Annotated in this window: 12 protein-coding genes; 7 read left to right on the forward strand and 5 right to left on the reverse strand. The window is 61.5% G+C overall.

From position 1 onward, the window contains the following. Positions 1 to 96 precede the first annotated feature (96 nt). The 4 genes from AC0NID_RS21510 (at position 97) to AC0NID_RS21525 (ending at position 3,557) form a co-directional block, all read left to right on the forward strand. Complete coding sequence (locus AC0NID_RS21510) at positions 97 to 1,497, forward strand: L-serine ammonia-lyase (RefSeq protein ID WP_474033325.1); 1,401 nt, start codon at positions 97 to 99, stop codon at positions 1,495 to 1,497. Between the two features lie 100 nt (positions 1,498 to 1,597). Continuing rightward, complete coding sequence (locus tag AC0NID_RS21515) at positions 1,598 to 2,035, forward strand: DUF1489 family protein (RefSeq protein ID WP_473457935.1); 438 nt, start codon at positions 1,598 to 1,600, stop codon at positions 2,033 to 2,035. A 92-nt stretch (positions 2,036 to 2,127) separates the two neighbouring features. Then, positions 2,128 to 2,859, forward strand: a complete 732-nt coding sequence (locus tag AC0NID_RS21520) for a vWA domain-containing protein (RefSeq protein WP_473458024.1) — start codon at positions 2,128 to 2,130, stop codon at positions 2,857 to 2,859. After that, positions 2,859 to 3,557, forward strand: coding sequence for a DnaJ domain-containing protein (locus AC0NID_RS21525; RefSeq protein ID WP_473457936.1), 699 nt, complete (start codon positions 2,859 to 2,861; stop codon positions 3,555 to 3,557). The genes AC0NID_RS21520 and AC0NID_RS21525 overlap by 1 nt, the downstream gene beginning before the upstream one ends. Before the next feature lie 46 nt (positions 3,558 to 3,603). On the opposite strand, the gene AC0NID_RS21530 is transcribed toward AC0NID_RS21525, so the two are convergent. After that, positions 3,604 to 4,983: a D-alanyl-D-alanine carboxypeptidase gene (locus AC0NID_RS21530; protein WP_473457938.1), complete on the reverse strand. Its 1,380-nt coding sequence runs from the start codon at positions 4,981 to 4,983 to the stop codon at positions 3,604 to 3,606. 331 nt (positions 4,984 to 5,314) lie between these two features. Between AC0NID_RS21530 and AC0NID_RS21535 the strand changes: the two genes are divergently transcribed. From AC0NID_RS21535 to clpA, 3 genes are all read left to right on the forward strand, one after another. Continuing rightward, complete coding sequence (locus AC0NID_RS21535; RefSeq protein WP_473457939.1) at positions 5,315 to 5,644, forward strand: phasin family protein; 330 nt, start codon at positions 5,315 to 5,317, stop codon at positions 5,642 to 5,644. Between the two features lie 277 nt (positions 5,645 to 5,921). Continuing rightward, positions 5,922 to 6,248, forward strand: a complete 327-nt coding sequence (gene clpS, locus AC0NID_RS21540) for an ATP-dependent Clp protease adapter ClpS (RefSeq protein WP_036241697.1) — start codon at positions 5,922 to 5,924, stop codon at positions 6,246 to 6,248. 6 nt (positions 6,249 to 6,254) lie between these two features. Beyond that, positions 6,255 to 8,726 (forward strand): ATP-dependent Clp protease ATP-binding subunit ClpA, encoded by a 2,472-nt coding sequence (clpA, locus tag AC0NID_RS21545; protein WP_473457941.1) that lies wholly within the window; start codon positions 6,255 to 6,257, stop codon positions 8,724 to 8,726. A gap of 87 nt (positions 8,727 to 8,813) precedes the next feature. Here the strand turns inward: clpA and AC0NID_RS21550 are convergent, their stop codons facing one another. The 4 genes from AC0NID_RS21550 to AC0NID_RS21565 all read right to left on the reverse strand — a co-directional run bounded on the left by AC0NID_RS21550 (position 8,814) and on the right by AC0NID_RS21565 (position 11,837). Then, positions 8,814 to 9,245 carry an HIT family protein gene (locus tag AC0NID_RS21550; RefSeq protein WP_473457943.1) on the reverse strand — a complete coding sequence of 144 codons (432 nt, stop codon included), beginning with the start codon at positions 9,243 to 9,245 and terminating at the stop codon, positions 8,814 to 8,816. Between the two features lie 130 nt (positions 9,246 to 9,375). Beyond that, on the reverse strand, positions 9,376 to 10,593 hold the full coding sequence (locus tag AC0NID_RS21555) for a GNAT family N-acetyltransferase (protein WP_473457945.1): 1,218 nt from the start codon (positions 10,591 to 10,593) through the stop codon (positions 9,376 to 9,378). A gap of 43 nt (positions 10,594 to 10,636) precedes the next feature. Continuing rightward, entirely contained in the window at positions 10,637 to 11,365 is a 729-nt protein-coding gene (locus AC0NID_RS21560; protein ID WP_473457946.1) for a glycerophosphodiester phosphodiesterase, read from the reverse strand. Positions 11,366 to 11,372: 7 nt separating this feature from the next. Beyond that, positions 11,373 to 11,837 carry a RidA family protein gene (locus tag AC0NID_RS21565; protein WP_473457947.1) on the reverse strand — a complete coding sequence of 155 codons (465 nt, stop codon included), beginning with the start codon at positions 11,835 to 11,837 and terminating at the stop codon, positions 11,373 to 11,375. Between the last annotated feature and the right edge of the window lie 127 nt (positions 11,838 to 11,964).

Here is an 11,964-nt window from a genome sequence, read left to right on the forward strand (position 1 = left end):
GCAAACAAGGTCGGCAGGTGCAGCGCCGCGATCTTTGAAAGAGCGGAAACATCACAAGAATTCCTATATGTAAATTCCAATAGGAGAGAGCGGCGCGTGTTCCTTTCGGTTTTCGACCTGTTCAAGATCGGCATCGGACCATCGAGTTCGCACACGATGGGACCGATGACGGCTGCGCGGCGTTTTCTCGACGAAGTTGCGGGAGACGACTGGCCACGCCCGGCCGGCGCCAAGGTCGACCGCATCGCCGCCAGCCTGCACGGCTCGCTGGCCTATACAGGCATCGGCCATGGCAGCGACCGCGCGGTGGTGCTCGGTCTTGCCGGCCAGACGCCGCAGACGGTGGACCCCGATCAGGCCGATGGAATCTGCGCCCGCATCGCTGCCGACAAGCGGGTTTCACCGCCCGGCCATCCTTCCTACTGCTTCGACCCGGCGACGGATCTGGTATTGGACCGCAAGACGCCGCTTTCCGGCCACGCCAATGGCATGGCTTTCTTCGCCTACGATGCCGACGACCGGCTGCTGTTGAAGCGTATCTATTATTCGATCGGCGGCGGCTTCGTGGTTTCCGAGGAAGAGCTGCAGCGGCTGAAGGCCAAGGGTCCGGACAAGTCTTCGACCCGCGTTCCCTATCCCTTCAGGAACGCCGTCGAGATGCTGGCGATGGCGAAGAAGAGCGGCCTCTCCATCGCCGAGATGAAGCGCGAGAACGAAGAGACCCACATGCCGAGCGAGAAGCTCAACGAGGGGCTCGACGCGATCTGGCAGGCGATGCTCGGCTGCATCGAGCGCGGCCTGTCGCAGGACGGCATCATGCCGGGCGGTTTGAAGGTGCGCCGCCGTGCGCGGCAATTGCATGACAAGCTGCAGGAACAATGGCAACAGAACCGGCCCAACCCGCTGCTCGCCAATGACTGGCTGTCGATCTATGCCATGGCGGTGAACGAGGAAAACGCCGCCGGCGGGCGCGTTGTCACCGCGCCGACCAATGGTGCCGCGGGCACGCTGCCCGCGGTGCTGCGCTACTGGCTGCATTTCCATCCCGAGGCCGACCAGCCGAGCATCCGCGATTTCCTGCTGACCGCGGCGGCGGTCGGCGGCATCATCAAGACGAACGCCTCGATCTCGGGTGCCGAAGTGGGCTGCCAGGGTGAGGTCGGCTCGGCCTCGGCGATGGCGGCGGCGGGATTATGCGCCGTCATGGGCGGCACGCCCGAGCAGGTCGAGAACGCCGCCGAGATCGCGCTCGAACATCACCTCGGCATGACCTGCGATCCGGTCGGCGGACTGGTGCAGGTGCCTTGCATCGAACGCAACGCACTCGGCGCGGTGAAGGCGGTGACTGCCGCTTCGTTGGCCATCAAGGGCGACGGCGTTCATTTCGTGCCGCTCGATGCCGCAATCGAGACCATGCGCCAGACCGGCCTCGACATGAACGAGAAATACAAGGAAACCAGCCTCGGCGGACTGGCGGTCAATATCGTGGAGTGTTGAGCTAAACTTGGCACTGTGGATTGACACTGCGGAGGCTGGCACTGTGGAGAAAGTCGGCCAGGCCGTTGACGCCTTCGCGAGCCGGACTAAACCTTAATCCATGTCCCTCAATCTCATAAAGCTCTGTGTCGGCTGCGACAGCGTCGAGGATCTCGAAGAGTGGATCGCCTTCCGCCTCGACGAACGGCGGCGCGCCGGCGAGCCGGCCGAGCATTACCACACCACACGCATGGTGCCGACGCGCGGCGCCGAAGTCACCGACGGCGGTTCCCTGTATTGGGTGATCAAGGGCAATGTGCAGTGCCGGCAGTTGATCACCGAAATCCGTCCTTTCACCGACAGTGAAGGCATTGGACGTTGTCACCTGATCCTCGCCCCCGAGGTCGTGCGCACCGACTGGCAGCCGCGCCGCGCCTTTCAGGGCTGGCGCTATCTGAAGCCGTCGGACGCACCGGCCGACCTTGGCAAGGGCAAAGCGGGACTGGTCGAGATGCCGCCGAAACTCAGGCGCGAGCTTGCCGACCTCGGTCTTCTCTAGGAAGGCCTGAATTCAAGGCTGCCGCGATCGCTGCTCCAGGTCGCTTCATGGCGGGCTTGCAAGCTGGGCGACAACGCCACATCTTCAATCTCATGAGCGACAAGAAGCAGCCCGTGCCAGCGAAGGCCAATCCCGCTCCGGTCGAATCCCAATCGAGCGCCGGCGAGATCGACGCCTTTATCCGTCAGGCAAGGACGCTCGCTGCGTCCTCAACCGGCTCTGGCAGGCTGATTCTCTCGCTCGACGCGACGATGAGCCGCCAGCCGACATGGGATATGGCCTGCGCGCTGCAGGGCGAGATGTTCGACGCCGTCGGCAAGGCTGGAGCGCTCGGCGTCCAACTGGTCTATTTTCGGGGCCTTGGTGAATGCCGTTCGTCCGGCTTCGTTACCGACACGAACGCCTTGAAGCAGTTGATGACGCGGATCGAATGCCGCAGCGGCCACACCCAGATCGGCAAGGTGCTCGCCCATGCACTGAAACAGACGGCGGCAGCCAAGGTCAACGCGCTGGTCTATATCGGCGATGCGATGGAAGAAAATGTCGACGACCTGGCCGAAAAGGCCGGCAGCCTCGGCCTGCACGGCGTTCCTGTCTTCGTCTTTCAGGAAGGCCATGATTGCGATGCAGAAAAGGCGTTCAAGGAAATTGCACGGCTGTCCAAAGGGGCTTGGTTCCGATTTGATCGGCGGGCTGCCGCAACCTTGGCCAGCCTGCTTTCGGCGGTCGCCGTGTTTGCGACCGGCGGGCTGAAGGCGCTGGAAGCCAGGGGCAGGCCGGAAGACCAGCTGATGATCGAGCATCTGCGGGGCGACAGGAAATAATGGGCGCGCTTCTTCTATTCGTGGCGTTGCTTCTGGTGCTGCTCGGCGCGACCATGGTTTTCCTCCGCGCCGACCCCGCCAGGCTGGCAAGCGCGATGAGGACGCTTGGTCCGGTCCTGCTGGCGCTGATCGGCGTCGCCATGCTCCTGGTCGGACGCCAAGGTCTCGGCGGCTTGATCCTGTCGGCGGCGCTCGCCTGGTATGGCTCAATGCGGATGAAGCGGCCGACCGCGAAACTGGAGCCGGGCAAGCATTCGACTGTGCGCACCGCGGCACTCGAAATGGAGCTTGATCACGATACCGGCAGTCTGGAGGGGCTCGTGCTAGCCGGCCGCCATGAAGGCAAGATGCTTGGTACGATGAGCCTTGCCGAATTGCAGCAACTTTATCGCGAACTCCCCGGCGACCCGGAGAGCCGCCAGTTGCTAGAGACGTATCTTGACGGCAGATTTCCCGTCTGGCGCAAAGACGCTGAGGCGAACGGTGGCGAAGGGCTGGGTGTTTCGCCAGGTTCTGGCTCCATGACTAAGGAGGAGGCCTACAAGATCCTTGGTCTTGAAGCGGGGGCCGCCGCGGCGGATGTCCGCAAGGCGCACCGCCGCCTGATGCAGCGCCTGCACCCCGATATCGGTGGCACGTCTTTCCTGGCGGCGCGGATCAACGAAGCCAAGGACGTCTTGCTCTCCAATCACCATTAGTCTCCTTCGACGCAGAATTTTCCGGGAGGTGTCTTTTCACGCCGCCCTACTGCTGGACGGCGTAGCATTCGATTTTCTTTTTCTTCAGGGCGTTGCAGGCTTTCCAGGCGGCGGTCTTCGAGCCAAAGCCGAACCGGGCGCGGTAGTAGGTGACGCCGTCCTTTTCGAAGGCGACGGTGAAGCCCGCGGCATCGGCCAGGACCGAAGGCGCCTGCTTGATCGTCTTGTCGAGGAGGGCCTGGGCTTCGGATTGTTTTGGCGAAGAGGCGACCTGTACCGCCCAACCGGATGGCAGGGATGCCGTTTTGACGGGATCGACATCCGGCTCGGCGTAGGCTGCCGCGACCCGTGCGGTCGCCACGTCGTCCGCGGTGGTCGCGGCCACTGCCGTGACCTTCCTGGTCTGAACGACTGGGGCGGTTTCTTCAACGACAGGCTCGGTTTCCTCAACAAGAGAGGCAATGGCATCGTCGTCCGGCTTGCTGTCCGGTGTCGGCGCATTTTCCTTGGGCAGGAACACTTTTGCCAGCGCGGTGATCGGGTTGCCGCCGCTGGCCTTGGCGACCAGCATGCCGCTGCCGCGCGACGACGCTTTCGGCATGTAGGTGTTGATCAATCCGGCCATCTGGTTGTCGCGGCTGCCGCCGGATTTGCCGCCTATGACCACTGCGACGATGCGGCGGTCGCCATCGGAGACCGAGGAGACGAGATTGTAGCCGGAGGCGCGGGTGTAGCCCGTCTTGATACCGTCGACGCCCTTGATGCGGCCAAGCAGGCGATTATGGCCGTTGATGCGTTTGCGGCCATAGAGAAAGGAACGCTGCGAGAAATAGCCGTAATATTGGGGAAAATGCTCCCGTAGCGCGATGCCGAGCACCGCCATGTCTCGCGCGGTGGTGAACTGGCCGGGATTTGGCAACCCGTGGGCGTTGCGGAAAACGGTTCCCTTCATGCCCAATGCTCGCGCCTTGGCCGTCATCAGGTGAGCGAAATTGGCTTCATTGCCGCCGAGAAGTTCGCCCAGTGCCGTTGCCGAGTCGTTTGCCGACTTGGTCACCATCGACAGGATCGCGGTCTCGGCCGTAATCGCGCCGCCCGGCCTGACACCGAGCTTCGTCGGCGGTTCGGCAGCGGCGTTGGCCGAGAAGACGACCCGTGAATTCTTGCTGATCTTGCCCTTCGCCATCGCCTCGAAGGTCAGGTAAAGCGTCATCATCTTGGTGAGCGAGGCGGGATAGCGCCGGCCGTCGGCATTCGAAGAATAAAGCACCTTGCCCGTCTTTGCGTCCATCACGATGGCCGCCGACTTGGCAGCCATCGACGGAGCCGCGCCGGCAACGACGAATGACGTCGCCAAAGCGAGGATCATGATCGTTTTCAGAGAGGACGCGAATTTGGAGAGAATGCCCGACAACGCCTGACGCACCGATGCTTCCTTTGGATTTTTTGTTGCGCTGGAGGCGAGCAAAGGGATCCTGCCTCACTTCCGGCCAAGCTACGTGGCCAGCGTTACCAATCCGTTTATGGTAACCGCCGCGTTCACCATTTTCTTCGGGCTTGAGCTTTTCTTTATTCGAATTTTAGCCGTTGCCGGCGTTGGGGCGGTGTGCTGGACCAGGTGGTGGGGCCGGCAGGCTGTCGCCGCACTCGGTGAAACTTGACTTTTGTGCATTGCACAATATGTTACTTGCGTTGCACAACGCGGCCGGGACAGGGCGCGTCCACCCCTCAGGCAACCCTCAAAGGGAATGCGTGAAATGACCCAGACCTATGAAGATTTCAGCAAATACGGCAAGGAGTTTGCCGACTCCGGATTGAAGAGCTTCGCGTCCCTTTCCAAGGGTGCGCAGGCAATCGCCACCGAGGCGAGCGAGTACACCAAGAAGAGCTTCGAAGCCGGCAGCACAGCAGCAGAGAAACTTTTGTCGGCCAAGTCGCTGGAGAAGGCATTCGAGATCCAGTCCGACTTTGCCAAGCAGTCCTACGAATCCTTCGTCACCGAAGCTACCAAGATCGGCGACCTCTATGCCGAACTCGCCAAAGAAGCCTATAAGCCATTCGAATCAATCATCGCAAAAGCGAAATAACCTCGCTGTAGCATGTGAAGGATGGCCCTCGGGCCTGCAAGGCAGACCCGGTCGCGTACGCGCGGCCGGGTTTTTTCATGGCAATTTGAAATCAGGGGCTCTTGCTGCCTTCACGATTTCAAAAATCGGCCAAGTTTGGCCACCTAGCCATATTGTCAGCTAAACAGAAGGGCTTAAAATCGCTCATCGAACACCTACATGTTGAGCTCGCTTGGGGATTCGAAAAAGGCAGGACTACGTGACTACAGGTTTGACTGCCACAAGAGACGTGGTGCGCATGCAAAACGGCAGCGACGGCAACGAGGCCGGTCGCGGCACGGCCGTCATCACGCGCACCAAAACCAAGACCAAGAAGCCTAGCCTTTATCGAGTTCTCATTCTCAACGACGACTATACGCCCATGGAATTCGTGGTTCACGTGCTGGAGCGTTTTTTCCAGAAGGACCGTGAAGCCGCCACACGCATCATGCTTCATGTTCACAATCATGGAGTGGGCGAGTGCGGGGTCTATACATTCGAGGTGGCCGAGACCAAAGTGTCCCAGGTCATGGATTTCGCCCGACAAAATCAGCATCCGCTGCAATGCGTGATGGAGAAGAAGTGAGGTAACATGCCGGCTTTCTCCCAAGGCCTGGAAAAGGCGCTTCACCAGGCGCTGACGCTCGCCAACGAGCGGCACCACGAATACGCAACCCTTGAACACTTGCTGCTCGCCCTCATCGACGACACCGAGGCGGCCGCGGTCATGCGCGCCTGCAACGTCGATCTCGACGAGCTGAAGCATACGGTTCTCACCTATATCGATACCGAGCTCGACAATCTCGTCACCGGCTACGACGAGGATTCCAAGCCGACGGCCGGTTTCCAGCGCGTCATCCAGCGCGCGGTGATCCATGTGCAGTCGTCCGGCCGCGAGGAAGTCTCCGGCGCAAACGTGCTCGTTGCCATCTTCGCCGAGCGCGAGAGCCATGCCGCCTATTTCCTGCAGGAACAGCAGATGACCCGCTACGACGCGGTCAACTACATCTCGCATGGCATCGCCAAGCGCCCCGGCGCATCCGAGACGCGGTCGCCGCGCGGCGCCGACGACGAGCAGGGCGGCCAGAACGGTGCCGAGCCGCAGGAGGAGGGCGGCAAGAAAAAGCAGCAGCAGGACGCGCTGACCGCTTATTGCGTCAATCTGAACAACAAGGCCAAGGCCGGCAAGATCGATCCGCTGATCGGCCGCGAGTCCGAGATCAACCGCACCATCCAGGTGCTGTGCCGCCGCTCCAAGAATAATCCGCTCTATGTCGGCGACCCCGGCGTCGGCAAGACGGCAATCGCCGAAGGTCTTGCCAAGCGCATCGTCGAAGGCGACGTGCCGGAAGTGCTGCACAACGCCACCGTTTTCGCGCTCGACATGGGAACATTGCTGGCCGGAACCCGCTATCGCGGCGATTTCGAGGAGCGGCTGAAGCAGGTCGTCAAAGAACTCGAGGATTATCCGGGCGCGGTGCTGTTCATCGACGAGATCCACACCGTGATCGGGGCAGGGGCGACGTCGGGCGGCGCCATGGATGCGTCGAACCTGTTGAAGCCGGCGCTGTCGTCGGGAACGATCCGCTGCATCGGCTCGACCACCTACAAGGAGTTCCGCCAGTTCTTCGAGAAGGACCGCGCTTTGGTGCGGCGCTTCCAGAAGATCGACGTCAACGAGCCGACCATCGAGGACGCCATCGAAATCATGAAGGGCTTGAAGCCCTATTTCGAGGAGTTCCACAAGGTTCGCTACACGGCCGAGGCGATCAAGGCTTCGGTCGAACTGTCGGCGCGCTACATCAACGACCGCAAGCTGCCGGACAAGGCGATCGACGTGATCGATGAGACCGGCGCCTCACAGATGCTGGTGCCGGAGGCCAAGCGCAAGAAGACCATCGGCATCAAGGAGATTGAAGCGACGATCGCCACCATCGCCCGCATTCCGCCGAAAACGGTTTCCGCCGACGACGAGAAGGTGCTGGCCGGTCTCGACGTCGAGCTGAAGCGCGTCGTCTACGGCCAGGACACAGCGATCACGGCGTTGACCTCGGCGATCAAGCTGGCCAGGGCCGGTCTGCGCGAACCTGAGAAGCCGATCGGGTCCTATCTGTTCTCGGGTCCGACCGGCGTCGGCAAGACCGAAGTGGCAAAGCAGCTTGCCGCTTCGCTCGGTGTCGAGCTGATCCGCTTCGACATGTCGGAATACATGGAACGCCACACGGTCTCGCGGCTGATCGGCGCGCCTCCCGGCTATGTCGGCTTCGACCAGGGCGGCCTGTTGACCGACGGCGTCGACCAGCATCCGCATTGCGTGCTGTTGCTGGACGAGGTCGAGAAGGCGCATCCGGATCTGTTCAACATCCTGTTGCAGGTCATGGATCACGGCAAGCTGACCGACCACAACGGCAAGCAGATCGACTTCCGCAACGTCATCCTGATCATGACCACCAATGCGGGCGCCTCGGATGCGCAGCGCGCGGCGATTGGGTTCGGCTCGACCAAGCGTGAAGGCGACGATGTCGAAGCGATCAACCGGCTGTTCACGCCGGAGTTCCGCAACCGTCTCGATGCGATCATCCCGTTCGGTTCGCTGCCGGTTCCGGTCATCCATCAGGTGGTGCAGAAGTTCGTCATGCAACTCGAGGCCCAGCTTTCCGAGCGCGGCGTCACCTTCGACCTGTCGCAGGAGGCGGTCGCCTGGCTGGCCGACAAGGGCTATGACGAACGCATGGGCGCGCGGCCGCTCGGCCGCGTCATCCAGGAGCACATCAAGAAGCCGCTGGCCGACGAGGTGCTGTTCGGCAAGCTCAAGAAGGGCGGCACGGTGCGTGTCACCGTCGAGAAGAAGGAGACCGGCGAAACCGGCCTGAAGCTCGAATCGCTCGCCGACGAGGCGCCGGTCAAGCCGAAGAAGGAAGAACCGGACGACGCGCCGAAGCCCAGGAAAGCCGCCGTCAAGAAGCCCGTCGCGAAAAAGGCGATCGCACAGAAGGCGGAGCCCAAGGGCAAGGATGGCGGCGGCAAGCGCAGCCTGGTGCCGCAACTGCCCCGCAAGGGGTGATGGCCTGAAAAGCTAAAAAAGCCCCGGAGACGGGGCTTTTTTCGTTGGGTGAAGTGGCAGTAGATGGCCCAAGCCGCGATACTCGGCTCAGTTTTCCAGCGCGCTCCGTATCTTGCCAGCGTTCTCAGTCAGTACCTCAGGCTTCTCCATATGCCCGCTATGCGGCTTCAACGGAATGCCTTCGAAGCGCGGAATGACATGGACGTGGAGATGGTAGACGGTCTGGCCCGAAGCGGGCTCGTTGAACTGCAGGACGGTGACACCATCGGCGCCGAAGGCTTTCTTCACCGCCAACGCCACCTTCTGAACAATTGCGAAGAGTGGACCGAACGTTGCCGGATCCGCGTCCAGCAGGTTGCGCGACGGCGCCTTCGGTACAACCAGCGTATGACCCGGGCCTTGTGGCATCACATCCATGAAGGCGACAACCGCGTCATCTTCGTAGACGCGATGCGAAGGGATTTCACCGCGCAGGATTCTCGCGAAGATATTGGTGCTGTCGTAGGTGGCTTCGGCCATGGCGTGCGCTCCGGATTGTGCCTTGTTCTACCGCACCGACCCGAAAACCGGAATCGATTTTCGGAAAATACGATGCGGAGATTCAAAGTGTTAGAGCGTACTTTGTGCGTCCAATTGGACGCACGTCGCTCTAATCGTCCGCCAGATCCTTGCGGAACGGAGTGTGCCCTTCGAGATAGTCGCCCATCCGCTCGACTTCGCGCCGCTCGCGCTTGAGGTAGTCGGCGACCGCATTGCGCAAGCCGGGATGCGCGATGTAATGCGCCGAATGCATGGTCACCGGCCTATAGCCGCGCGCCAGCTTGTGCTCGCCTTGCGCGCCCGCTTCAACCACCTTCAGCTTGCGGTCGATCGCAAAGTCGATCGCCTGGTGATAGCAGACCTCGAAATGCAGGAAAGGATGGTCCTCGATGCAGCCCCAGTTGCGCCCGTAGAGCGCATCGGAACCGATGAAATTAATGGCGCCGGCAATGTAGCGTCCATTGCGCCTGGCCATCACCAGCAGGATGTCGTCGGCCATGCGTTCGCCGATCATCGAGAAGAACTCGCGGTTGAGGTAAGGTCGGCCCCATTTCCTGCTGCCGGTATCCATGTAGAAGGCAAAGAAGTCGTCCCAGGCTCTCTCGGTCAGGTCCTTGCCGGTCAGCCAGTCGATCGAGATGCCGTGAGCGAGCGCCTCGCGCCGCTCCTTCTTCATCGCCTTGCGCTTGCGCGAGGCCAGCGTGGCGAGAAAGTCGTCGTAGGTCGAAAACCCTTCATTGAAGAAGTGGAACTGCTGGTCGGTGCGGTGCAGAAAGCCCGCACCCTCCAGCGCCGCGACGTCCTTCTGCTGCGCGAAGGTCACGTGCGCGGAAGACACGCCGAGCTTTTCCGTCACCGCCTTCAGACCTGTCGCCAAGCCGGCCTTCACGGCGCAGCTGTCCTCGCCCTTGCGGACCAGCAGGCGAGGGCCGGTGACAGGCGTGAATGGCACCGCGCATTGCAGTTTTGGGTAGTAGCGTCCGCCGGCGCGCTCGAACGCGTCCGACCAGCCGTGATCGAAGACATATTCGCCCTGGCTGTGCGATTTCAGGTAGCAGGGAACAGCCCCGAGAAACTTACCTTGCGTCGTCTCCAGCCTGAGGTGATGGCCCTGCCAGCCGGTGCGTCGCACGGCGCAGCCGGAATCCTCGAGTGCGCTCAGAAAAGCGAATGAAACGAGAGGGTTGTATCCATTTTCCGTATCGCTACGCGCGGTGCCGCCGAGCTCATCCCATTCCGCACAGGTGAAGGCGCCGATGCCGGCTGCGACGCGGATCGAGTACTCCGCATTCGCCGTTTGCCCGTCACCGTCATCGCCTTGATCCATGAGGCTTATGTAGACTCCATCAGGGCTTGTGCAAGCTCGGTTTTCAAGCGACCTGTACCAGATCGGGTTCGAACCCTTCGAACGTCATCTGGTCTGCATATTTGAAGGTCAGGTCAATCGCCGGCTGGTCGAGAACGGTCCAGGTGATGACAGGCATATTGAGCTTTTCGCGCACGAAACTGACAAACCGGTTCGGCAGGTCACCGGCGGCGTAGGAGGTGAAGGCGATGTCATGCGCCAGCATGGAGAAATGCGCCTCGATCAGCTTGACGTCCTTGCCATAGGCGGTCAGTCCCCCCGGAATGCCGGGTGCGTGTTTGGGGAAATCACGGATCAGCCAGTGGTCGAACGACATGATCGCCGCCTTGCCGTTGTAGCGCTTGAGCATCTTGCCGACGCATTCCACCAGGCCTTCGTCGTGGCCGGGAACCCCTTTCAACTCGGCGATCATCGGCACGCGGCCGTCGACCAGATCGAGCGCCTGCTGCAGCGTCGGCAGATGGTCTGATGTGCCGCCGATCTTGAGTTTCGTGAGCTCCGCCGCCGTGCGCTGCCAGACGAAGCCGTCATGGCCGGTCAGTCGCTTCAGGTCGCCGTCGTGGATAACGACCGGGACGCGGTCAGACGACAAATGCACGTCGCATTCGATCGCATAACCGCGTTCGGCTGCCGCGGCGAAGGCCGACAGCGTGTTCTCCCAGCGCGCCTTGTTCATGTCGTGAAGGCCGCGATGGGCAAAGGGCCGGGAGGTCAGCCAGGAAAGGTCGGTCATGTCAGGCTCATTCGACTTCAAAGACAGCTTCGATTTCCACTGCGGCATTAAGCGGCAGCGAGGCGCTCCCGACGGCGGAGCGGGCATGTTTGCCGCGATCGCCGAGCACGGCGACCAGAAAATCGGAGGCGCCGTTGGCAACCAGATGCTGCTCGACGAAATCCGGCGCCGAGGCGACGAAGACGGTGATCTTCACCAGCCGGCGGATTTTCTCGAGGCTGCCGAGCGCCGCCGTGGCTTGCGCCAATATGTTGATTGCGCAGTATTTTGCCGCCTCCTTGCCGCTTGCGGTATCGACATCGCGGCCGAGCAGTCCGCTGGCCTGCAGCTTGCCCTCGTTGAGCGGTAACTGCCCGGCGGTAAACAGCAGATCTCCTGACCTGCAATAAGGCACGTAGTTGGCGGCTGGCGCGGCGGCGACCGGAAGCGTCACGCCGAGATCGCTTAGCCGCTTTTTGATTGTTTCACTCATGGTATTTCCCTATTGCTTGAAGACGCCGCGCAGGCCGGGCCGAAATTGCTATTTTTGCCTCGCTTCCGCCACGACTTTTTTTAAGCTGGACCATCTTTCCCTGCGGCCTGCCATTGGCCGCTATGAT

The organism is Mesorhizobium sp. WSM4821, assembly GCF_055901555.1.